Source organism: Micromonospora sp. A3M-1-15 (genome assembly GCF_024213425.1).
Lineage (GTDB): Bacteria > Actinomycetota > Actinomycetes > Mycobacteriales > Micromonosporaceae > Micromonospora > Micromonospora chersina.
Genome location: NZ_JANAVK010000004.1, coordinates 322,156 through 343,932, shown reverse-complemented (window position 1 = coordinate 343,932; position 21,777 = coordinate 322,156). Strand labels below are relative to the sequence as shown.

The window sequence follows — 21,777 nt, the reverse complement described above, 5'->3', positions numbered from 1 at the left end:
GCCGGTCAGGCCGGGGCGTCGAGCACCCGCTCCATGGCCGCGCGGGAGCGCCGGCCGGCGCGCAGGTACTCGTCCAGGAACTCGCCGGGGTCGTCCCCGCCGAGCAGCCGCACCACGCCGGCCAGCTCGACCCCGTGCCGGGGCAGTTGGTCACCCGCCCGGCCGCGGACCAGCATGAGCGCGTTGCGGACCTGGGCCGCGAGCGTCCAGCCGGCCGCCATCTCGGCCGCGTCCTCGGGATCCACCAGGCCGGCGTCCCGGGCCGCGGCGAGGGCGTCGAGGGTACGCGTGCCGCGCAGCGCGGGCAGCCGGCCGGCGTGCCGGAGCTGGAGCAGCTGCACGGCCCACTCCACGTCGGCGAGCCCGCCCCGGCCCAGCTTCGTGTGGGTGGCCGGGTCGGCGCCCCGGGGCAGCCGCTCGGTCTCCACCCGGGCCTTGATCCGGCGGATCTCCACGACCTGCTCGCGGGTCAGCCCGTCGGCCGGGTACCGGACCGGGTCGACAAGCGCCTCGAACTCGGCGCCTAGGTCGGCGTCGCCGCAGACGAACCGGGCCCGCAGCAGCGCCTGCGCCTCCCACACCTTCGACCAGCGGGCGTAGTACTGGGCGTACGCGGCGAGGCTGCGTACCAGCGGGCCCTGCCGGCCCTCGGGGCGCAGGTCGGCGTCGACCCCGAGTGGCGGGTCGGGGGCCGGCGCGGAGAGCAGCCGGCGCAGCTCCTCGGCGATGGCGTGCGCGGCGGCGCCGGCGGCCCGCTCGTCGGCGCCCGGCGGCGGGTCGTAGACGAAGAGCACGTCGGCGTCGGAGAGGTAGTTCGACTCGCGCCCGCCGAGCCGGCCCATGCCGATCACCGCGAAGCGCAGGCCGGGCGGTCCGGGCTGGGCGGCACGGGCGGTCCGCAGCGCGGCGGCCAGGGTGGCGTCGGCGACGTCGGAGAGGGCGACGCCCACGGCGCTGACGTCCGCCAGGGTCGGCACGCGCCCGCCGCCGTCCGCCGTTCGCGGGGTGAGCGGGGCGAGCGCGCCGGCCCGGCTCAGCACGTCGGCGCAGGCGAGCCGGACCAGCTCGCGGCGGCGCAGCGCGCGGACGGCGCGGGTGGCCTCGACGGGGTCGTCGTGCCGGGCCGCCGCGGCCGTGAAGCCCTCGCCGAGCACCTCCCGCGGGCGCGGGGTCAGCTCGGTGTCCTCGGCCAGCAGCCGCAGCGCCTCGGGCTCGCGGGCCAGCAGGTCGGCGGCGTACCGGGAGGAGGAGAGCACCCGGGCCAGCCGGCGGGCCACCGGGCCGGAGTCGCGCAGCAGCCGCAGGTACCAGGGGGTGCTGCCGAGCTTGTCGGAGACCTGCCGGTAGTTGAGCAGCCCCCGGTCCGGCTCGGGCGCGTCGGCGAACTCGCTGAGCAGCACCGGCAGCAGGGTGCGCTGGATGGCGGCGGTGCGGCTCACGCCGCCGGTGAGCGCCTGGAGGTGACGCAGCGCCCCGGCCGGGTCGGCGAAGCCGAGGATCTCCAGCCGGTGCCGGGCCGCCTCGGGGGTGAGCCGCAGCCCTTCGGCCGGCACCCGGGCCACCGACTCCAGCAGCGGCCGGTAGAGCAGTTTGGCGTGCAGCCGGCGTACCTCGGTGGCGTGGGTGACCCACTCGGCGCGGAACTCCTCGACGGCGCTGCGGCCCGGGGTGGCCGCGTGGCCGAGCGCGGCGGCCAGCCAGCGCAGCGCGTCCGGCTCGATCGGCACGGTGTGGGTGCGGCGCAGCCCCTGGAGCTGGAGCCGGTGCTCGACGCCGCGCAGGAAGCGGTAGCCGCGCAGCAGCGCCTCACCGTCGGCGCGGCCGACGTAGCCGCCGGCGACCAGCGCGCGCAGGGCGGGGATGGTGCCGGGCGCCCGCAGCGACTCGTCGCCCCGGCCGTGCACGAGCTGGAGCAGCTGGACGGCGAACTCGATGTCGCGCAGCCCGCCCGGGCCGCGCTTGATCTCGCGTTCCAGTTCCTTCGGCGGGATGTGGTCGATGATCTTGCGGCGCATCGCCCGGACGTCCTCGACCGCCTCCGGCCGCTCGGCGGCGCTCCAGACCAGCGGGGCGAGCGCGTCGATCCACTCCCGGGCCAGCGCCAGGTCGCCGGCCGCCGGCCGGGCCTTGAGCAGCGCCTGGAACTCCCAGGTGCGGGCCCAGCGGCGGTAGTAGGCCAGGTGGCTGGCCAGGGTGCGGACCAGCGGCCCCCGGTTGCCCTCGGGACGCAGCGCGGCATCGACCGGCCAGGCGACCAGCCCGCAGACGTGGATGAGCCGGGTGGCGACCTGGGTCGCGGCCGCGAGGTCCTCGTCCGTGGCGGCCACGAAGATGACGTCCACGTCGGAGACGTAGTTGAGCTCGTCGCCGCCGCACTTGCCCATCGCCACCACGGCCAGCCGGGGCCGGGGCGTGCCCTCCGGCAGCTCGTCCGCCGCGATGTCGTAGGCGGCGGCCAGGGTGGCGTCGGCGAGCCCGGAGAGCGCCGCCATGGTCTGCTCCAGGCCGCGCCCGCCGGTCAGGTCGGCCGCCGCGATCCGCAGCAGCGCCAACCGGTACGCCTGCCGCAGCACCGGGATCGGGCCGGTGGCGGCGGTCAGCCGGGCGGCGGCGGCCAGGTCGAGCCGGCCGTCGGCGCGGGGCGCGAGCCCGTCCGGCTCGGTGGCCAGCACGGCCCACTGCCGCGGGTTGGCCACCAGGTGGTCGCCGAGCGCCGAGGAGGCGCCGAGGACCGCGACCAGGCGGCGGCGCAGCCCCGGGTCGGCGGCGAGCGCGTGCAGCACTTCCGGCTTCTCACCGGTACGCCGTTCCGCCTCGACGAGGCGGTGCAGCTGGCGCAGCGCCAGGTCCGGGTCGGCGGCCCGGGACAGCGCGCCGAGCAGCTCGCCGGCCGCCTCGTCGGCGGGTTCCTGCTCCTCGGTACGCCACAATCCGAGCCCGTCCGGGCCGAGCAGGTCGGCCGCGCGCGCCCCGCCGTCGGCCTCGGCGAAGCCGTAGCGGGCCAGGCGTCCCCGGGTCGGTCGGGTCATGTCAGTGCCCGAGCAGCGGCAGGCTGGGGCGCGGGATCGTGGCGTCGTCCAGCTCACCGAGGGCGAGGGCGGCGAACCGGACGGCGAACGGCTGCCAGACCTCCTCCACGTCGGCCATCACCCGGTCGCAGGCGGCCACCACCAGCTCCGGGTCGTAGCCCAGCTCGGCCAGCAGCTCGGAGTCGCGGGCCCAGTCGGCGATCATCGCGGTGTCGCACTCGATGTGGAACTGGAGCCCCCACGCCCGGTCGCCGAGGCGGAACGCCTGGTTCGGGTAGCGGGTCGAGGCGGCCAGCAGGGTGGCCCCGTGCGGCAGCTCGGTGATCTCGTCGGAGTGCCACTGGAGCACGTCCGGCATCAACGGGACGTACCGGAAGAGCGGGTCGGTGTCGGCGGCGTCCCGCTTGCCGACCACCGCGGGCCCGACCTCGGGCCCGGACGGGCTGCGCTCGACCCGCCCGGCGTGGGCCGCGGCCAGCAGTTGCCCGCCGAGGCAGACGCCCAGGGTGGGGATCCGCTGCCGGACCGCCTTGCGCAGCAGCCCTTCGAGGGCCGGGAACCAGGGCGCGCCGGGGCTCCCGTCGGCCTGCGGGTAGGCCTGCTGCTCGCCGCCGAGCACCACGAGCGCGACGTACCCGTCGAGGTCGGCGGGAAGCTCGTCGCCGGCGTGCGGGCGCAGGACCCACAGGTCCAGGCCCCCCTCGGTGAGCCACTCCCCCAGGCGGCGGAGGTCGTCGGTCGGGTCGTTCTCGATCACCAGCGCGGTCGCCACGACGTCGAGGCTATCCGGTGCGCCCGACCACGGTCGGTCCGGCTCGGCCGCACTAGGCTCCCGTCGTGGCCACCGACGACTGCCTGCGCCCACCGGTCCTGCGCCCCGGCGACCAGGTGATGCTGGTCTCGCCCTCCGGACCGACCCGCCCGGAGCGGGTGGCCCGCGGCATCGAGCTGCTCACCGGCTGGGGGCTGCGGCCGGTGCCCGCGCCGCACGCGTACGCCCGCCAGGGCTACCTGGCCGGCGCCGACGAGCTGCGGGCCGCCGACCTGAACACCGCGTTCGCCGACCCGGAGATCCGTGGGGTGATCTGCACCCGGGGCGGCTACGGCGCGCAGCGGGTGGTGGACCTCATCGACATGGCGGCGGTCCGCAGCGACCCGAAGGTGGTGGCCGGCTTCTCCGACATCACGGCGTTGCAGTTCGCGCTCTGGCGGGGCGCCCGGCTGGCCGGCGTGCACGGCCCGGGCGCGGCCTGGCGGGACGACCGCACCCCGCTCCGCTCGGCGGAGTCGCTGCACGCCGCGCTGATGACCACCGAGCCGGTGACCGTCGAGGCGGTGAAGGAGGAGGAGACGTACCCGGTCCGGGTGCCCGGCCGGGCGGAGGGGCGGCTGCTCGGCGGCAACCTGTGCCTGATCACGGCGTCGATCGGCACCCCGGACATGCCCGACCTGACCGGGGCGGTGCTGCTGGTCGAGGAGGTGCAGGAGCCGCCGTACAAGGTCGACCGGATGCTCACCCACCTGCGCCGCTGCGGCGCCCTGGACGGGATCGCCGGTGTCGCGGTGGGCCAGTTCACCGAGTGCGCCGACGGCTGGGACACCACGATCACGGACGTGCTCACCGAGCGCCTCGGCGACCTCGGCGTCCCCGTCCTCGGCGGCCTCCCCATCGGCCACGGCCCCGACCAGCTGACGGTCCCGGTCGGCACCCCCGCCGTCCTGGACGCCACCACCGGCACCCTGACGGTCTCCCCCGCCGTCCGCTGACCCCGGCCGCCACGTGTGAGGTTGACGGCGGTTCGAAGACCCACGACCGCCGCCAACCCCATGATCATCGGGGTCAGGGGGTGAGGTGGGCGACCGCGCCGGTCTCCAGGGCGATCCAGACCGTGCCGTCGGGGGTCACCGTCAGGCCGTGGGGTTCCGAGGACGGGGTGGGCAGGTCGTGTCCGGTGAGGTGGCCGGCCTTGTCGATGTGGCCGATACGGTTGGCGGCCCACTCGGTGAACCAGCAGCCGCCGGCCGGGTCGGCCACGATGGCGTGCGGGCGGGCCGCGCGGTCGGGCAGCGGGAACTCGTCGATCCGGCCGTCCGGCGTGATCCGGCCGAGCTGACCGGCGGCGATCTCGACGAACCAGAGCGCGCCGTCGCCGCCCAGGGTGATGCCGACCGGTCCGGCGGCCTCCGTGGGCAGGGCGTGCAGGGTCACCTGACCGTCCAGGGCCACCCGGGCGATCGCGTTGGCCTGGTGGAGCGTGAGCCAGAGCGCGCCGTCCGGCCCCGCGGCCAGCATCGACGGGAAGCCCTTCGCGACCGGCAGCGGGAACGTGGTGACCGCCCCGTCGACGGTGACCCGGCCGACGGTGTCGTCGCCCATCCCGGCGTACCAGAGGGCGCCGTCCGGGCCGACGGCCAGGCCGCACGGCGCGGTCCCGGGCGGGAGCGCGACGGAGCTGGTCCGCCCGTCGACGGTGATCCGGCCCAGCCGGTGGTCGCCGGAGCGGGTGTACCAGAGCGCGCCGTCCGGGCCGGCGGTGATGATCAGCGGGCGGCTCTCCGCCGGGTCGGCCAGGTACGTCCGCACCTCGCCGTCCGGCCCGACCCGGGCGACGCCACCAGTGCCGGCCAGCGTCAGCCAGAGCGCGCCGTCCGGGCCGGCGGTGATCCCGTACGGCCCCGAGCCCGGCTCGGACAGCTCGATCTCGCGGATGGAGGGGTTCGTCATGCGGCTTCGCCTTCCGTCGGTGACCGGCCCACCCTGCCGCCCGCCGCGTGCCCTGGCAACTGGTTTGTCCTGTTTTCCGGGGGTGATTGCCAGCGCGCTGACAGGTTCGCCACGGGTCGCGCCCAGCTACGCCGGTCACTGTCGGTGACGTCATCGCACCACCACCCAGAGGAGAACCGCATGATCCGCAAGATGTCGAGGAAGCACCTGCTGGCCGGCCTGGCCGCCGCCGGAGTGCTCGGCGTCGGGATCGCCGCCCCGACGGTGGCGCTCGCCGACGACAAGAGCCCGAGCCCGGCCGCGAGCGCCAGCACGAGCACCGACCAGAACAGCGACCGGCAGCAGCAGCGGGCCGACCGGCAGGCCGAGTTCGCCGAGGCGCTCGCCAAGGAGCTGGGCGTCCCGACCGACAAGGTCACCGCGGCGCTGGAGAAGCTGCGCGAGCAGCGGCAGGCCGACCGGCCCGAGCGGCCGTCGACCGAGGACCGGCAGGCCGCGCTGAAGGACCGGCTCGACCAGGCCGTCAAGGACGGCAAGCTCACCCAGGAGCAGGCCGACGCGGTGCTGAAGGCCGCCGAGGCCGGGGTCTTCCCGGGCCCCGGCGGTCACGGCCACCGCGGCGGCGGCGAGCGGCCCGGCAACTGATCCCGGGTGGCCCCACCGGCCCCGCACTGGCCGCACCTCCCTCCCGGCCGGCACCGGTGGGGCCACCCATCCACCGCGATGCTTCGGGTGCGTCTGTTGTCGTCAGGACGGCAACAGACGCACCCGTTCGCTCATCCGGCGGCGGGCGGGGTGAAGACGCCGATGTGGTTGCCCGACGGGTCGAGCAGGTGGGCCCAGATCAGGCCGCTGGGCGTGGTGCGCACCGGCACCAGCACCTTGCCCCCGGCCGCCTCGGCCCGCCGGCAGGTCTCCGCCACGTCGGTGACCTCGGCGTAGAAGATCGCGTAGTTCGACGAGGTGCCGTCGGTGGCCCGGATCGCGCCGCCGATCCCCCGCTCCCCGCCGGCGGCCGTCTGCCGGTACGACGCACCCGGGCCGCCCTGCTCCTCGAAGGTCCAGCCGAACAGGTCGGCGTAGAAGCGTTCCACCTCCGCCGGGCGGTCGGAGCCGATCTCGAACCAGGTGACGGGCGTGCTGGACATGCTTCCTCCTGAGGTTCGCGCCGGCCGGTCGGCCGGCGTCGTCAGGAGTCAGCCTCGGTCACCTCCGCGACACCGTCCTGTCGGTGTTTCCACCGAGATCACACGAGGCTCAGTGGACGGACCCGGCCGGCGGGGATGTCCAGGTCGTCGGGGCGCAGCTCGCGGGTCACCGGCTCGGCCAGCGGGTGCACCGAGGCCATCCGGTCGGTGCGGAAGCAGCGCAGCCCGTCGCGCAGCCGGCACCAGGCGACCAGGTACCAGTGCGTCGGGTTGCCCAGGTAGGCCAGCGGCTCCACGTCCCGCGCCGAGACCGCGCCGGAGCGGTCCGCGTACCGCAGGCGGAGCACGCGGCGGGCGGAGACCGCGTCGGCCACGGCGGCCGGGACGGGCGTGGCCGGCCCGCCGCCGATCAGGTGCACCCGGCCGGCCAGCCGGTGCGCCTCGGCGGCGTCGGCGGGCGGCATCACGGCGACCAGCTTGCGCAGCGCCGCGCCGGCGGCCGGGGCGAACGGCGTGCCGCCCAGCCGGTGCAGCGCGACGGCCATCGCCACCGCCTCGCCCGGGGTGAGGTTGACCGGGGGCAGGGTGCGGGCGCGGTCGACCACGTAGCCGCCGGTGCGGCCCGGCTCGGCCCAGATCGGCACCCCGGCGCCCTGCAACGCGGTGATGTCCCGCTCGATGGTGCGGGTGCTGACCTCGAAGCGCCCGGCCAGCCAGCGGGCGCTGCGCGGCCGCGGCGACACGGCCCGCAGCTCCTCCACCAGGGCGTAGAGACGGTCGGTGCGGTTCACGCCCGGAGGCTATGCCCCGGGTACGACAGCGCTCAGGCGATGCAGGCGCAGACGATCAGCGCGGCGCCGAAGTGGGTGGCCGCGCTGACCCGGGCCGCCGGGTGCGGCTCGTCGGCGCAGATGACCTCGCCGAGCCTGCCGGGGGTGAGCAGGTCCAGCACGAAGAAGGCCAGCGCCATCACGAGCAGGCCGACCAGGCCGAAGATGATCGTGGAGGCCAGCCCCTTGCCGAAGTCGCTGTAGCTGGTGAGGATCGCGGTGAAGACGATGCCGGCGATGCCGAGCTGGTTGGCGGCCAGCAGCAGCGCGGCGTTGCCGTTGCGGCGCACCCAGATCAGCTCCCGCAGCTTCCCCGGGGTGAGCAGGTCGACGAGCACGAAGCCGGCGGCCAGCAGCGCCACCCCGACGACCCCGAACACGATGCTCTGCCACGCCCCGTTGAGCAGGTCTCCCAGCACCGAACGCCCTCCCCGGCCTCGCCCGCCCGACGCGGCTGCCGGGGCGGTGCCGCAGACGATAGCGGCACCGCACCACCGTGATCTAGAGCGACAGGTAGCGCTGCCGCTCGTAGGGGGTGACCTCGCGGCGGTACTGCTCCCACTCGGCCCGCTTGTTGCGCAGGAAGAAGTCGAAGACGTGCTCGCCGAGCACCTCGGCCACCAGCTCGGAGCCGGCCATCACGTCGATCGCCTCGGCCAGGTTCTCCGGCAGCGCCTCGTAGCCCATGGCGCGGCGCTCGGCGCTGCTCAGCGACCAGACGTCGTCCTCCGCGCCCGGCGGCAGCTCGTAGCCCTCCTCGATGCCCTTGAGGCCGGCGCCGAGCATGACCGCGAACGCCAGGTAGGGGTTGGTCGCCGAGTCCAGCGAGCGGACCTCGACCCGGGCCGAGTTCGGCTTGCCGTAGGCGGGCACCCGGACCAGCGCCGACCGGTTCAGGTGACCCCAGCAGACGTACGCCGGGCTCTCGGTGATCCGGTCCGGCAGCGCCAGCGGGAAGAGCCGCTTGTAGGAGTTGACCCACTGGTTGGTGACGGCCGTGTACTCCCGCGCGTGGGTGAGCAGGCCGGCGATGAACGACTTGGCCACCTTGGAGAGCTTCATCGGATCGCCGGCGTCGTGGAACGCGTTGCGCTCCCCCTCGAACAGCGACAGGTGGGTGTGCATGCCGCTGCCCGGCTGGTCGGTGAAGGGCTTCGGCATGAAGCTGGCCTGGACGCCGGTGGAGAGCGCGACCTCCTTCACCACGTGGCGGAAGGTCATGATGTTGTCGGCCGTGGTGAGCGCGTCGGCGTAGCGCAGGTCGATCTCCTGCTGGCCGGGTGCCACCTCGTGGTGGCTGAACTCCACCGAGATGCCGATCCGCTCCAGCGCCAGCACGGCCTGCCGGCGGAAGTCACGGGCCACCGCGTGGGTGGTGTGCTCGAAGTAGCCGCCGGTGTCGACCGGGACGGGCAGCGAGCCGTCCTGCGGGCCGTTCTCCAGCAGGAAGAACTCGATCTCCGGGTGGGTGTAGAAGGTGAAGCCCTTCTCGGCCGCCTTGGACAGCGCCCGGCGCAGCACGTGCCGCGGGTCGGCCCAGGACGGGCTGCCGTCGGGGAGCAGGATGTCGCAGAACATCCGCGCGCTCTCGCCGCTGACCCCGCCCTCGAACGGGAAGACCTGGAAGGTGGTCGGGTCGGGCATGGCCACCATGTCGGACTCGAAGACCCGGGCGAAGCCCTCGATGGCCGAGCCGTCGAAGCCGATGCCCTCCTCGAAGGCCGCCTCCAGCTCCGCCGGGGCCACCGACACGCTCTTGAGCGTGCCGAGCACGTCGGTGAACCACAGCCGGACGAACCGGATGTCCCGCTCTTCCAGCGTACGGAGGACGAACTCCTGCTGACGGTCCACTTCCACCCCTCGCGACGCGTACGTCCGAACCGGTCGGGCCGGCCCGGCCTGACCGCCCAGTCTCCACCGGGCTCGTTACGCCGACGTTACGCCCCCGGCGTCTCCCGCGTCCGGTCGGATTCGGCCCCTGCCGCTGGGGCAAGATGAGGGCATGCCCACCCTGCGTCTCGCCCTGTGCCAGGTCGACCCGACGGTCGGCGACATCGCCGGCAACGCCGACCTGGTCCGCGCCTGGACCCGGAAGGCCGCCGACGCCGGCGCCCAGCTCGCCCTCTTCCCGGAGCTGATGCTGACCGGCTACCCGGTCGAGGACCTGGTCTTCCGCCGGTCCTTCGTCGCCGCCTCGCGGGCCGCGCTGCACCGGCTCGCCGCCGACCTGGCCGCCGACGGCCTGGGTGACCTGCCGGTCCTGGTGGGCTACCTCGACGCGGACGGCCCGCCGCAGGTCAGCGCCGACGCCGAGCCGGGCCGGGGTGCCCGCAACGCGGCCGCGCTGCTGCACGGCGGGGCGGTGGTGGCCACCTACTTCAAGCACCACCTGCCCAACTACGGGGTCTTCGACGAGGACCGCTACTTCGTCTCCGGCGACGCGCTGACCGTGGTCCGGATCGGCGGGGTGGACGTGGCGCTGACCATCTGCGAGGACCTGTGGCAGGCCGGCGGCCCGTTCGCGGTGGCGCGGCACGCCGGCGTCGGGCTGGTGCTCAACATCAACGGCTCGCCGTACGAGCTGAACAAGGACGACATCCGGCTGCCACTGGTCCGCCGCCGGGCGGCCGAGGCGGGCGCCGCCGTCGCGTACGTGAACATGGTCGGCGGCCAGGACGAGCTGGTCTACGACGGCGACTCGATGATCGTCGACGCGACCGGCACGCTGCTCGCCCGGGCGCCCCAGTTCGTCGAGCACCTGCTGGTGCACGACGTGGACCTGCCGCCGGCCAAGGAGCCGGTCGACGGCGAGCAGGTCGCCGGCGGCATGCGGATCGTCCGGGCCAAGGTCAGCGACATCCTCCCCCCGGCGCCCGTGGGCGAGGTCGCGGTCGGCGGGATCATCGCGCCGGTCGCCGACGAGGCGGAGGTCTGGCAGGCGCTGGTGGTGGGCCTGCGCGACTACGTCAACAAGAACCGCTTCCCGTCGGTGGTGCTCGGCCTCTCCGGCGGCATCGACTCGGCGGTGGTGGCGGCCCTGGCCGTGGACGCGCTCGGCCCCGACCGGGTGGTGGGGGTGTCGCTGCCCAGCCAGCACTCCTCCGAGCACTCCCGCGCCGACGCCGAGGAGCTGGCCAAACGCACCGGCCTCGACTTCCGGATCGAGCCGATCCAGCCCATGGTGGACACCTTCCTGGCCAACATGTCGCTCTCCGGGGTGACCGTGGAGAACCTCCAGGCCCGGGTCCGTGGCGTGATCCTCATGGCGCTGTCGAACCAGGAGGGCCACCTGGTCCTCACCACCGGCAACAAGAGCGAGCTGGCGGTCGGCTACTCCACCCTGTACGGCGACTCGGTCGGCGGCTACAACCCGGTCAAGGACGTCTGGAAGACGCTGATCTGGCGGCTGGCCAAGTGGCGCAACGCCGACGCCGAGCGGCGCGGTGAGACGCCGCCGATCCCGGAGAGCTCGATCGGCAAGCCGCCGTCGGCCGAGCTGAGCCCCGGCCAGCTCGACAGCGACAGCCTGCCGGAATACGACGTGCTCGACCCGATCCTGATCGGCTACGTCGACGGCGACCTGGGGCGGGAGGGCCTGGTCGCGTCCGGCCACGACCCGGCGATCGTGGACCGGGTGCTGCGGATGGTGGATACCGCCGAGTACAAGCGCCGGCAGTCCGCCCCCGGCACCAAGATCTCCATCAAGGCGTTCGGCCGCGACCGGCGGCTGCCGATCACCAACCGCTGGCGCGAGGACGGCTGACCCGGTCCCGGCGGCCCGCCGGGAGTGAAATCCTCCACTCCGCCCTGCCCCCGGCCGGTGCCCCGGTGCGACGATCGCGGCGGAACCCGGGGACCGCGAACGCGGCCTCGAGGAAGGAGAGAGTCATGGTGGAGTCCACCCCGACCGAGGTGACCGCCCTCTACGGCGGGCCGGCCACCCGACGGGTCCGCACCCGAGACCTGATCGCCGCCAAGGAGCGCGGCGAGCGCTGGGCGATGCTCACCTCGTACGACCAGTACACCGCCTCGATCTTCGACCAGGCGGGGATTCCGGTGCTGCTGGTCGGCGACTCGGCCGCGAACAACGTGTTCGGCTACGAGACCACCCTGCCGGTGACCGCCGAGGAGCTGCTCCCCCTGGTCCGCGCGGTGGTCCGGGCGACCCGGCAGGCGCTGATCGTCGGCGACCTGCCCTTCGGCTCCTACGAGGAGGGGCCGACGCAGGCGCTGCGGACCGCGGTGCGGTTCATGAAGGAGGGCGGCTGCCACGCGGTGAAGCTGGAGGGCGGCCGGCGCTGCGCCGCCCAGATCGAGGCGATCGTCGGGGCGGGCATCCCGGTGATGGCGCACATCGGCTTCACCCCGCAGAGCGAGCACACCCTGGGCGGCTACCGGGTGCAGGGCCGCGGCGACACCGCCGAGGAGGTGCTCGCCGACGCGCGGGCCGTGGCCGAGGCGGGCGCCTTCGCCGTGGTGCTGGAGATGGTGCCCGGTGAGGTGGCCAAGCGGATCACCGCCGAGCTGCGCATCCCCACCGTGGGCATCGGCGCCGGCCCGGACACCGACGGGCAGGTGCTGGTCTGGCAGGACATGGCCGGGCTGCGCACCGGTAAGGCCCCGCGCTTCGTGAAGCGCTACGCCGACCTGGCCGGCGCGCTGACCGACGCCACCCGCCGGTTCGCCGAGGAGGTGCGCGGCGGCGAGTTCCCCGCCGCCGAACACACCTTCTGACCGTACGCCGGGCGGCGCGGCTCCCGGCCGCGCCGCCCGCACCGGTCAGACCACGCAGAACTCGTTGCCCTCCGGGTCGGCCAGTTGGAACGAGTAGTGGTCGTTGTCCGGCGCGTCCATCCCGCCGAGCACCCGGGCGCCGAGCGCGGTCAGGCGGGCCACCTCGGCGTCCACGCGGGACCGCCGCTCGGCCAGCGGCACCGCACGCCCGCCACCGACCTTCAGGTCGATGTGCAGACGGTTCTTGACCGCCTTCGGCTCGGGGACCGGCTGGAACCAGATCCGCGGGCCGGCGCCGGTCGGGTCCTCCAGCCGGTCGGCGCAGTCACCGTCGCCGAGCTCCTCCTCCGGGATGCCGACCGAGAGGTACCAGTCCCGCCAGGTCGCGTGCCCGTCCGGCGGGGGCTGCGGCCGGTAGCGCAGCGCCTCCGCCCAGAACGCGACGAGCCGCGACGGCTCCCGACAGTCGATCACCAGTTGCCATTCCATGCGGCGATGGTGCCGCACGGGTACGACGGTCAGAGGTCGGTGACGCGGATGCCCGCGTGCGCCTTGTAGCGCTTGTTGATCGCGATGAGGTTGGCGGTGAACGCCTCGATCTGGTGGGCGTTGCGCAGCCGGCCGGCGTAGATGCCCCGCATCCCCGGGATCCGGGCGGCGAGCGCGGCGACCACACCGACCAGGTCCCGGTCCTCGGTGCAGATCAGCACGTCCAGGTCGATCCGCTCGACCTCCGGATCCGCCAGCAGGGGCGCGCTCACGTGGTTGAACGCGGCGCAGACCCGCGAGTCGGGCAGCAGCCCGGCGGCCTGCTGCACGGCGCTGCCCTCGGCCACGGCCAGCGCGTACGGGCCCTGCTTGTCGAAGCCGAGCGGGTTGACGCAGTCGATGACGATCTTGCCGGCGAGCGGGGCGGCCAGCGCCGCCACGATGGCGGCGTGCCCGTCCCACGGCACCGCGATGATCACCACGTTGCTGCGGCGGGCGACCTCGTCGTTGTCCGCGCCGGACACCGTGGCGCCGGCCGGCACGCCGGGCAGGGCGGCGATCTCGGCGGCGGCCTGGGCGGCCCGGTCGGCGGCGCGGGAGCCGATCAGCACGGTCTGCCCGGCCCGGGCGAACCGGTAGGCGAGACCCCGCCCCTGGTCGCCGGTGCCACCGATGATGCCGACGGTCAGCCCGGAGACGTCGGGCAGCGTGGTCGCGTCGTAAGCCATGCGCTCATCCTCGCAAAGGTCACCGCCCGGCAGCGCGGCCGGGCGCTGTGACAATCCCCGCGCTCGGCGCGCCTCACGCCCGTTCGAAGGCCACCTTGCGCTGGGTCGGGTCGGCGGCGGTCAGGCGGACCCGGACGCGCTCGCCGAGCGGCAGGTCACCGGTGCAGCGGCCGCGCACCGGCGGCTCGTCCAGGGCGACGGTGCCACCCGGCGGGCGGCCCGCCCGGCCGTTGCCCGCCGGCCGCGGCTCGTCCACGTCGAGCACCGCCGCCTCGAAGGTCTCCCCCACCCGGTGCGCCAGCAGCACCGCCTCGGCCAGCTCCACGGCACCCCGGGTGGCCGCGGACGCGGTCCGGTCGGTCGTCGCCATCACCTCGGGCAGCTGCGGCAGCGCGGCGCGGACGTGCTCGGGCACCTCCCGGCCCTCGTGCAGGGCCAGGCACAACTCGGTGGCGTACCGGTCGGCGAGCCGGCGCAGCGGCGCCGTCACGTGGGCGTACGCGGCGGCCACCCCGCCGTGCTCGGGCTGCTCGGGCACCTGCCCGTCGAACGCCGTGTACGCGGCGCCGCGCATCAGCTCGGCGGCCTGGTCGACGAAGGCCGCCGCGCGGGGCTGCGAGGCGTCCAGCCCGACGAGCACCGTGCCGACCGGGGTGTCGGCCGGCCAGGGCACGCCGAGCGGCCCGGCGGCCAGCCGCAACCGGTCGACCGCCTCCGGTCGGGGCGGCGGCATGGTGCGCAGCAGCCCGATCCGGCCGGCCAGCATGAGGTCGGCGGCGGCCATCCCGGTGAGCAGGGAGATCTGCGCGTTGTGCTCCTCCATGGGGCCGGGCCCGCGCAGCACCAGCCGCCAGCCGTCGCCGTCCGGCTCGACGTCCTGCTCGGGCAGCGGCAGGTTGATCGCGCCCCGGCGCAACCCGCGGGCGGTGAGCAGGGCGCCGATCTCGGGCAGGAGGGCGATCGGGTCGGGCAGCCGGCCGGCGTCGGCGTCGCGCTGCACCCCGGAGTAGTCGAGCTTGGCCCGGCTGCGCACCCGGGCGCGCTCCAGCGTGACGGCGACCGTGCCGCCGTCGGCGTCGAGGTCGATGGTCCACAGCACCGCCGCCCGGTCGGCGTCGGGCAGCAGGCTGGCCGCCCCCTCGCTGAGCGTGTGCGGGTGCAGCGGCACGTTCCCGTCGGGCAGGTAGACGGTCTGCCCCCGGCGCCAGGTCTCCGCCTCCAGCTCCCCGCCGGGGCGGACGTGGGTGAAGACGTCGGCGATCGCGTACCGGACGCGGAAACCGCCACCGGGCCGGCGGGCGAGGTGCATGGCCTGGTCGAGGTCGCGCGAGGTCGCCGGGTCGACGGTGACGAACGGGATGTCGGTCCGGTCGGCGACGGCCGGCAGCGGCGCGGCGGCGGCCGCGTCCGCCTCGCGCTGCGCCGCGGCCGGGAAGTCTTCGGGAAGTCCCAGCTCGCGGCGCAGCGCGCCGAAGTCGATGCGGGGCGCCAGTACGCGTCGGATCACCACGGGGTCAATCCTGACAGCGCTCCGCGTGATCCGCTCACCGGCCAGCGGCTCCCGGCCGGTGAGCGGCGGCGTCGGATCCGCCGCGCCGGAGTTGCCACCGGCGGTGCGCCGGTCGGCGGCGGAACCCGGATCTCAGCCCGCGGTCCGCGCGGTGCCTCCCGGCTTGGCCGTGGACCGGCCGGCCACGACCCGCGTGCCGGCCGGCTTCCGGGCGGCGGTGAGCCGCTTGTGGGTTCCCGTCGAGGTGCTCGTCCGGGCTTCGACGGGGCCGACCGACGACGCCGCGGAGGTGGCCTTGCGACCCGCCGACTTGCGGGCCGTGGCGGAGGAGGTGCCGGTGACCTTCCTGGCCGGCGCCTTCTTCGCCGCCGCCTTGCGGGCGCCGCCGCTCGGGCGGCTCACGGTGGCCTTGGCGGCGGTGGTCTTCTTCGCCGGCGCCTTCTTCGCGGCGGTCTTCTTCGCCGCCGCGCCGGTCTTCTTCACCGCGACGGTGGCCTTCTGCCCGGTGGAGGTGACCTTGCGGGCGGCGGTGGTCTTCTTCGCCGGGGCCTTCTTCGCCGCGGTCGTCTTCTTCGGCGGGGCCTTCTTCGCCGCGGTCGTCTTCTTCGCCGGCGGCGCCGTGGTGGTCTTCCGCGCCGGCGCCTTCTTCGCGGCGGCGGTCTTCCTGGCCGGAGCCTTCTTCGCGGCGACCGTGGTCTTCCTGGCCGGAGCCTTCTTCGCCGCGACCGTGGTCTTCCTGGCCGGAGCCTTCTTCGCCGCGACCGTGGTCTTCCTGGCCGGGGCCTTCTTCGCCGCCGTCGTCTTCTTGGCGGCGGTGGTCTTCCTCGCGGCGGTGGTCTTCTTGGCGGGCGTGGTCTTCTTCGCCGCCGCGGTGGTCTTCTTGGTGGTGGCCTTCGTGGCGGGCGCCTTCTTGGCCGTGGTCTTCGTGGCCGGGGCCTTCTTCGCCGGCGCCTTCCGGGCGGCCGACACGACCTTCTTGGCGGCGGCCTTCCGCGCGACCCCGGTCTTCGCCGGCACCCGGCCGGCACCGGCGCCGGAGGCGTTCGGGGACGCCTTGGTGACCGTCGTCGTCCTGCCCGCGGTGGTCTTCTTCGCGGTCGTCCGTTTCGCGGCCGGGCGGGTGGCCTGCTGTGCTTCGGCCATCTCGGTTCCCTTTCCTGGGGACGTGCTCCCGCCCTCGCGGGAGCACGGATCACCTCGACGCGGGCCGTCCCGCGCCGTCTACCTGTCCTCCCCGGCCCAACGGGCGTCCTCGGCTTCCCACGCTTCGTTGCGCTCCCGCACCTGCTGCAGGGCGTTCTCCGCGTCGGCGGCTGAGGCGTACGGTCCGAGAACGTGCTTCGCGGGGCACACGTCGGCATCGGTCTCGACCCGGTGGTGTCGGGTGCACCAGTAGTAGTGCCCACCACGTCCGTCGTCGCTCATGCGATCACTGTGCACCGCGAACCGCCCGGCCGCCACCGGAACGCCGTAAATAGTCGCCGATGTCCTCCACATTAGACCTGGTCAGGGCGGTTCCGGGCCGGAACGGCGAAAGACGGGGCAGCCGGCTGCCGGGTCGGTGTCGGACAATCCCCGGGTGCGCTTCGGGGGAGGACGGTCGGCCCGCCTGCGCCGCCGGCTGGCGGTGGGGACGGCGCTGGCGGCCCTCGCGGCGGTCGGGCTGGCGGTGGGGGTGCCGCTGCTGCGGGACCGGTCCCAGCATCGGCTGGAACGGCGGGCCGACCGGGAGGTCACGGCCACCGCCCAACGCACCCGTGCCGTCCTGCTGGCCGAACCGTCGGCCGGGGAGGCGGACCTGCGGCGCGCCGCCGGAACCGTCGACGGCGTCGAGGTCCTCACGGTGGCGGCGGCCGCCGCCGAGGTCCGGCTGGTCTTCCGGGTGCGCGTGGCGAAGACCGCCGCGTCGGTGTTCGGCTGGCAGCGGGCCGACGCCGACGGCTGCTTCGCGCAGGTGGTGCGCCGGGGGGACAGCCCCGCCCCGCTGGAGCGGCTGCCCTGCCCCTCCTGACCGGCCCGGCTAGTCTCGCCCGCATGGTTCCGCACCGGCTCGACCGCGCCACCGCCCGCCGGGTCGCCGTCCGCGCCCAACTGCTCGACGCGCACCGCCCCACCGAGTTGCTGGCGCTGGTGGACCGGTTGACGTTCCTCCAGATCGACCCCACCGCCGCGATCGCCCCCAACGCCGATCTGGTCGCCTGGACCCGGCTGGGCGCCGGCTACCGGCCGAGCGACCTGACCCGGGCGCTGGAGCGGGACCGCAGCCTGTTCGAGCACCGGGCCATGGTGCGGCCGATGACCGACCTGCGGCTGCACCTCGCCGAGATGGCCGCCTGGCCCGAGCCGGGCCGGCACCGCGACTGGCTGGCCGCGAACGACGCCTTCCGCCGCTACGTGCTGGATCTGCTGCGCGACGCCGGGCCGCTGCTCAGCCGCGACGTCGAGGACCGGAGCGCGGTGCCGTGGCCGTCGACCGGCTGGACGAACAACCGCAACGTCACCCAGATGCTGGAGTTCCTCGCGGCACGCGGCGAGATCGCCGTCGCCGGCCGGGTCGGCCGGCAACGCACCTGGGACCTCGCCGAGCGGGTCTACCCACCCGGCACGCCGGCGGTCCCCGCCGAGGAGGCCCGCCGGCTCCGCGACGAGCGGCTGCTCCGCTCGCTCGGCGTGGCCCGCCCGCTGGTGGTCGGCGAGGCCGGCGAGCCGGCGGAGATCGAGGGTACGGCCGGCGCCTGGCGGGTCGATCCGGCGGCGCTCGACGGCGCGCCCTTCGGCGGGCGCACCGCGCTGCTCTCCCCCTTCGACCGGCTGGCGCACGACCGCAGGCGCGCCCTGGAGCTCTTCGACTTCGACTACCGGCTGGAGATGTACGTGCCGAAGGCACAGCGGCGCTGGGGCTACTTCGCGCTGCCGGTGCTGCACCACGACCGGCTGGTGGGCAAGGTGGACGCGACCGCCGACCGGAAGGCGTCGGTGCTGCGGGTCGACGCGGTCCACCAGGACGTGCCGTTCACCGCCGGGGTGACGGCCGCGGTCGACGCGGAACTGTCCGCGCTGGCGGCCTGGCTGGGCCTGGCCGGCGGGGTCCGTCGACAGTGAGGGGTCGGCGCGGGCCTATCCGAGAACCTGCTGGAGGAAGGCGGCCAGGTTGGTGGTGGTCCGGTCGATCTTCTCGGCGAGCGTGATGGACTCGTCGAGGCGCCGTCCGGCGTTCTTCTTCCCCCGCAGGTAGAGCGAGCAGGCAAGGTCGGTGCAGAGGTAGCTGCCGACCGAGTTGCCGGCCCGGCCGTCCCGCCCCGCCTTGCGGGCGGTCATCAGCGAGACGCCGTCCCCGGTGTGCGTGGTCAGGCAGAGCGAGCACATGCTCCGCCGGACGCGCCCGGTCTGCGGCGCCACGCGCAGGGCCACCCCGAGCAGCCCCGTGCCGGACCCGGCGACCAGGTAGGCGCGCTCCGCCGCCGCGGGGTCGCGCCAGCCGAGGAAGTCGAGGTCGGCCCACGGCCGCTCGGCGAGATCCCGGGGCACGGCCAGGCGCTTCGCCTCGCCCTTGGTGCAATTGACGAAGGAGGCCCGGATGTCGGGCTCGGTGAGGGGTGTCATAGGCGCTAGTCTAGACCTCCTAGGTAAAGAACTTGAGCATCTAGACGTGGGGTGGGACACATGGCCCGTACCGGGTTGACGGTCGAACGCCTGACCCTGGCGGCGGCGGAGATGGCCGACGAGGTCGGCTTCGAGAACGTGACCGTCTCGGCGCTCGCCCGCCGGTTCGGGGTGAAGGACGCCAGCCTGTACTTCCACCTCAGGAACGCCCAGGAGCTACGGGCCCGGGTGGCCGTGCTGGCCCTGGCGGAGATGGCCGACCGGGCCGCCGACGCGCTCGCCGGCCGGGCGGGCAAGGACGCGCTGGTGGCGTTCGCCAACGCCTACCGCGACTACGCCATCGCGCACCCCGGCCGGTACGCCGCGGCACAGCTGCAACTCGACCGGGAGACCGCGGAGGCGAGCGCGGCGCGGCGGCACGCGGAGATGACCCGGGCGATCCTGCGCGGCTACCAGCTCGCCGAGCCCGACCAGACGGACGCGGTACGCCTGCTGCACAGCACCTTCCACGGCTACGTGTCGCTGGAGCGGGCGGGCGGCTTCCGCCACACCCCGCGGACGACCGACGCCACCTGGTCCCGCACGCTCGACGCCCTCGACGCCCTGCTGCGGAACTGGCCGCGGTGACCTGAGGGCTACCGGAGCGACCGGCGGACGGCCAGCAGGGCGATGTCGTCGGCCGGATGCTCGGTGTCCAGGGCCGCCATGACGGTGGCGGTCACGGTGTCGACCGAAGCCAGCGGAACGGCTTCGATCAGCCGGGCCACACCCGTGTCGTACAGCTCCCCGCGCCGCTCGACGAGGCCGTCGGTGTAGGCGACCAGGACCGAGCCGGGCGGGAAGTCGAACGTCATGCTGTGCCGCGTCTGGTCCTGGCGGCCGGCGCCGAGCGGCGGATCGATGTGCGCCGCGAGCACCGTGTTCGGGAGGCCGGGCCCGGCCAGCACGGGACGCGGGTGGCCGGCCACCGAGACGAGCAGCGTCTCCCGGTCGGGCGAGATCATCGCGTACAGGGCCGTGGTCAGGCTGCCGGCCTCGAAGTGGACCACCTTCCGGTCGAGCAGGGTGAGCGCCTCCGCCGGGTCGTCGCAGACCAGCGCGTAGGCGCGCAGCGCACTGCGGACCCGGCCCATCACGACGGCGGACTGGAGCCCGTGCCCGGAGACGTCGCCGACGACGACACCCACCCAGCCGGAGGGCAGGGTGAAGACGTCGTACCAGTCGCCGCCGACGCCGGAGGCGTGGCCGGGGACGTACCGGCCGGCCAGCTCCAGGCCGGGCAGGTGGGGCAGCTCGGTGGGGATGAGGCTGCGTTGCAGCGCCAGAGCGGCGGCCTGGTCCAGTGTGTTCTCGCGGGCGCGGCTGGCCAGGCTGACCCGGTCGGCGACCAGTTCGAGCAGGCGGACGTCGTCGAGGTCGAACCGCCGGGGCGTCAGGGTGCCCACGTGCAGGACCCCGACGAGCTCGCCCCGGGCCATGATCGGCACGCCCAGCAGGGACTGCACCCCGGTGTCCAGCAGGATCGGGTTGACCACGTTGTCGGAGGTGACGGTCTGGAGGATCACCGGCTGCCGGGTGAGCGCGACCTGGCCGGCGAACCCGCGACCGACGGAGACCCGGAAACCCTGCCGGACCTCCTCCTCCAGCCCCCGGGCGGCGGTGGCCACGAGCTGCTGGGCGCGGACGTCGAGCAGGAGGATCGCGGCCGTGTCGACCTGGAGCAGGTCCCGCACCCGGTCGAGCAGTTCGTCGAAGAGGTCGGCGACGTCGAGTCGGGACAGGGTGGCATCGGTCACCGCCTCGATACGGCGCAACCGCTGCTCGTCCCGCATGACCTCCGCCCGGACCACGCCACGATCCTAGTTGCGCCCGCGGAAAATCCGCCTCTGGCGATCCCTGGAACCGGCGTCCCGGCACGTGGGCGGAACCGGACAACCGGGCCGTAGGGCGACGGACGAGTCGACCTGTACGCCGGATTCTGGTGAGAGCATAGGCGCGAGCTGGGCGAATACGGCCACTCCCTCACCTCAGGCCGTCTCTGGGCCGTCAACCACCCGGGGCCGGAACAGTCGGTCGATGGCGTTGCGGGTGCGTTCCTCGCTGGCCGGCATGAGGTGCGTGTACACCCGGAGGGTGAATCCGGGGTCGGAGTGGCCGAGGTAGGAGGCGAGGGCCTTGATGCTCTCCCCCGCGTCGAGCAGCGCCGAGGCGTAGAAGTGCCGCAGCCGTCCCAGGTGATGCTGGACGGGGCAGCCTAGATGGTTGAGTCGGGTCGCAGTACAGCCAGTGACCAAACTCTGGCCGTACGGATTCGTGTCAGCCCTCGCAGGTGCTCGGGGTGGGAGTCGGCACGGTAACCATGTTGCGTAGGGCGGCCAGGAGGTACTCCCGGTCGTCAGCAGGGAGACCAAACCGGGCACGCGAGAGTTTCGTGGCGTGCCGCGCGAGGGCGTCGAGGTCGGCAAGTTGTTGCCGTGCCTCCGCATCCATCGCAGCATCGGCGTCGATGGCCTCGTCGCCTGTGTAGTCCTCGGTCGCCAGTTCCATGCGGTACTCGACGGCGGCGATGGCCCGGCCTGCGACGTTTGCGGCGAACCTTGGTTCCGCGTGGAGGTAGCACTCCGCCGCGTAGAGGGTCGCTGCGGCGGGGTCATCGTCGGCGTCATCCGGACCGTCCGGCCCATCGTTGTGGCAGTACTCGCTGATGTAGAACTGGCCGAGGGCGACGGCGATCGGCTTGAAGGCGGTCTGATCGCCGGCGGCAGCACGCCACACCAGGTCGAGCAGAGGTCGCAGGCTCTGCGTGAACGGCAGCCTTTGCGGGTCCAGCCGCATAAGCCGCTCCGCTGTGATAGCGGCGAATGCCACCGCCGTACCAGCGTTGACGGCCAGCACTCGCGACCGCACCTGCTCGCTCAGGGTCTGCCAATCCGTCATTCCAACCTCCGAACACCGACGCGGCCAAAGACACGACCGGAACC

Annotated in this window: 23 protein-coding genes; 7 read left to right on the top strand and 16 right to left on the bottom strand. The window is 74.5% G+C overall.

Annotated elements, in window-relative coordinates; all coding sequences use genetic code 11:
• Nucleotides 1-5: 5 nt before the first annotated feature.
• Complete coding sequence (locus NLX85_RS22095; RefSeq protein WP_254338083.1) at nt 6-3,029, bottom strand: bifunctional [glutamine synthetase] adenylyltransferase/[glutamine synthetase]-adenylyl-L-tyrosine phosphorylase; 3,024 nt, start codon at nt 3,027-3,029, stop codon at nt 6-8.
• Nucleotide 3,030: 1 nt separating this feature from the next.
• Entirely contained in the window at nt 3,031-3,801 is a 771-nt protein-coding gene (locus NLX85_RS22090) for a type 1 glutamine amidotransferase (protein ID WP_254338081.1), read from the bottom strand.
• 65 nt (nt 3,802-3,866) lie between these two features.
• On the opposite strand from NLX85_RS22090, the gene NLX85_RS22085 reads away from it, so the two are divergent.
• Complete coding sequence (locus tag NLX85_RS22085; protein WP_254338079.1) at nt 3,867-4,796, top strand: LD-carboxypeptidase; 930 nt, start codon at nt 3,867-3,869, stop codon at nt 4,794-4,796.
• Between the two features lie 73 nt (nt 4,797-4,869).
• Here the strand turns inward: NLX85_RS22085 and NLX85_RS22080 are convergent, their stop codons facing one another.
• Nucleotides 4,870-5,754: a virginiamycin B lyase gene (locus NLX85_RS22080; RefSeq protein WP_254338077.1), complete on the bottom strand. Its 885-nt coding sequence runs from the start codon at nt 5,752-5,754 to the stop codon at nt 4,870-4,872.
• A 180-nt stretch (nt 5,755-5,934) separates the two neighbouring features.
• Here NLX85_RS22080 and NLX85_RS22075 point away from each other — a divergent pair, with 180 nt between their 5' ends.
• Complete coding sequence (locus NLX85_RS22075; RefSeq protein WP_254338075.1) at nt 5,935-6,399, top strand: hypothetical protein; 465 nt, start codon at nt 5,935-5,937, stop codon at nt 6,397-6,399.
• Nucleotides 6,400-6,530: 131 nt separating this feature from the next.
• Here the strand turns inward: NLX85_RS22075 and NLX85_RS22070 are convergent, their stop codons facing one another.
• The 4 genes from NLX85_RS22070 to glnA all read right to left on the bottom strand — a co-directional run bounded on the left by NLX85_RS22070 (nt 6,531) and on the right by glnA (nt 9,583).
• Nucleotides 6,531-6,902 carry a VOC family protein gene (locus NLX85_RS22070; RefSeq protein ID WP_254338073.1) on the bottom strand — a complete coding sequence of 124 codons (372 nt, stop codon included), beginning with the start codon at nt 6,900-6,902 and terminating at the stop codon, nt 6,531-6,533.
• 98 nt (nt 6,903-7,000) lie between these two features.
• Complete coding sequence (locus NLX85_RS22065) at nt 7,001-7,693, bottom strand: YafY family protein (protein ID WP_254338070.1); 693 nt, start codon at nt 7,691-7,693, stop codon at nt 7,001-7,003.
• Nucleotides 7,694-7,725: 32 nt separating this feature from the next.
• Nucleotides 7,726-8,151 carry a DUF350 domain-containing protein gene (locus NLX85_RS22060; RefSeq protein WP_254338068.1) on the bottom strand — a complete coding sequence of 142 codons (426 nt, stop codon included), beginning with the start codon at nt 8,149-8,151 and terminating at the stop codon, nt 7,726-7,728.
• Between the two features lie 82 nt (nt 8,152-8,233).
• Nucleotides 8,234-9,583, bottom strand: a complete 1,350-nt coding sequence (gene glnA / locus NLX85_RS22055; RefSeq protein WP_254338066.1) for a type I glutamate--ammonia ligase — start codon at nt 9,581-9,583, stop codon at nt 8,234-8,236.
• Nucleotides 9,584-9,734: 151 nt separating this feature from the next.
• On the opposite strand from glnA, the gene NLX85_RS22050 reads away from it, so the two are divergent.
• Together NLX85_RS22050 and panB are read left to right on the top strand one after the other, a co-directional pair.
• On the top strand, nt 9,735-11,495 hold the full coding sequence (locus NLX85_RS22050; protein ID WP_254338064.1) for an NAD+ synthase: 1,761 nt from the start codon (nt 9,735-9,737) through the stop codon (nt 11,493-11,495).
• A 125-nt stretch (nt 11,496-11,620) separates the two neighbouring features.
• Nucleotides 11,621-12,466 (top strand): 3-methyl-2-oxobutanoate hydroxymethyltransferase, encoded by an 846-nt coding sequence (gene panB, locus NLX85_RS22045; RefSeq protein ID WP_254338062.1) that lies wholly within the window; start codon nt 11,621-11,623, stop codon nt 12,464-12,466.
• A 45-nt stretch (nt 12,467-12,511) separates the two neighbouring features.
• Here panB and NLX85_RS22040 read toward each other — a convergent pair whose 3' ends face one another.
• The 5 genes from NLX85_RS22040 to NLX85_RS22020 all read right to left on the bottom strand — a co-directional run bounded on the left by NLX85_RS22040 (nt 12,512) and on the right by NLX85_RS22020 (nt 16,618).
• A complete protein-coding gene (locus NLX85_RS22040) occupies nt 12,512-12,955 on the bottom strand; it encodes a VOC family protein (protein WP_254338060.1) in 444 nt (147 codons plus the stop codon).
• A 29-nt stretch (nt 12,956-12,984) separates the two neighbouring features.
• Complete coding sequence (npdG, locus tag NLX85_RS22035) at nt 12,985-13,683, bottom strand: NADPH-dependent F420 reductase (protein ID WP_254338058.1); 699 nt, start codon at nt 13,681-13,683, stop codon at nt 12,985-12,987.
• 73 nt (nt 13,684-13,756) lie between these two features.
• On the bottom strand, nt 13,757-15,193 hold the full coding sequence (locus NLX85_RS22030) for an RNB domain-containing ribonuclease (RefSeq protein WP_254338056.1): 1,437 nt from the start codon (nt 15,191-15,193) through the stop codon (nt 13,757-13,759).
• Between the two features lie 132 nt (nt 15,194-15,325).
• Nucleotides 15,326-16,336 (bottom strand): histone, encoded by a 1,011-nt coding sequence (locus NLX85_RS22025; protein WP_254338054.1) that lies wholly within the window; start codon nt 16,334-16,336, stop codon nt 15,326-15,328.
• A gap of 78 nt (nt 16,337-16,414) precedes the next feature.
• Nucleotides 16,415-16,618, bottom strand: coding sequence for a hypothetical protein (locus NLX85_RS22020; RefSeq protein ID WP_212833635.1), 204 nt, complete (start codon nt 16,616-16,618; stop codon nt 16,415-16,417).
• Between the two features lie 154 nt (nt 16,619-16,772).
• On the opposite strand from NLX85_RS22020, the gene NLX85_RS22015 reads away from it, so the two are divergent.
• Together NLX85_RS22015 and NLX85_RS22010 are read left to right on the top strand one after the other, a co-directional pair.
• Complete coding sequence (locus NLX85_RS22015) at nt 16,773-17,204, top strand: hypothetical protein (protein WP_254338052.1); 432 nt, start codon at nt 16,773-16,775, stop codon at nt 17,202-17,204.
• A 23-nt stretch (nt 17,205-17,227) separates the two neighbouring features.
• The gene (locus tag NLX85_RS22010) at nt 17,228-18,295 is read left to right on the top strand and encodes a DNA glycosylase AlkZ-like family protein (protein WP_254338050.1); all 1,068 of its coding nucleotides are present in this window, start codon (nt 17,228-17,230) and stop codon (nt 18,293-18,295) included.
• 15 nt (nt 18,296-18,310) lie between these two features.
• Here NLX85_RS22010 and NLX85_RS22005 read toward each other — a convergent pair whose 3' ends face one another.
• Nucleotides 18,311-18,796 carry an FBP domain-containing protein gene (locus NLX85_RS22005; protein WP_254338048.1) on the bottom strand — a complete coding sequence of 162 codons (486 nt, stop codon included), beginning with the start codon at nt 18,794-18,796 and terminating at the stop codon, nt 18,311-18,313.
• 60 nt (nt 18,797-18,856) lie between these two features.
• Between NLX85_RS22005 and NLX85_RS22000 the strand changes: the two genes are divergently transcribed.
• A complete protein-coding gene (locus NLX85_RS22000) occupies nt 18,857-19,423 on the top strand; it encodes a TetR/AcrR family transcriptional regulator (protein WP_254338046.1) in 567 nt (188 codons plus the stop codon).
• A gap of 8 nt (nt 19,424-19,431) precedes the next feature.
• Here NLX85_RS22000 and NLX85_RS21995 read toward each other — a convergent pair whose 3' ends face one another.
• The 3 genes from NLX85_RS21995 to NLX85_RS21985 all read right to left on the bottom strand — a co-directional run bounded on the left by NLX85_RS21995 (nt 19,432) and on the right by NLX85_RS21985 (nt 21,733).
• On the bottom strand, nt 19,432-20,646 hold the full coding sequence (locus NLX85_RS21995; RefSeq protein ID WP_254338044.1) for a PP2C family protein-serine/threonine phosphatase: 1,215 nt from the start codon (nt 20,644-20,646) through the stop codon (nt 19,432-19,434).
• 177 nt (nt 20,647-20,823) lie between these two features.
• On the bottom strand, nt 20,824-21,090 hold the full coding sequence (locus NLX85_RS21990; protein ID WP_254338042.1) for a tyrosine-type recombinase/integrase: 267 nt from the start codon (nt 21,088-21,090) through the stop codon (nt 20,824-20,826).
• Nucleotides 21,091-21,112: 22 nt separating this feature from the next.
• On the bottom strand, nt 21,113-21,733 hold the full coding sequence (locus NLX85_RS21985; protein ID WP_254338040.1) for a hypothetical protein: 621 nt from the start codon (nt 21,731-21,733) through the stop codon (nt 21,113-21,115).
• Nucleotides 21,734-21,777: the final 44 nt, after the last annotated feature.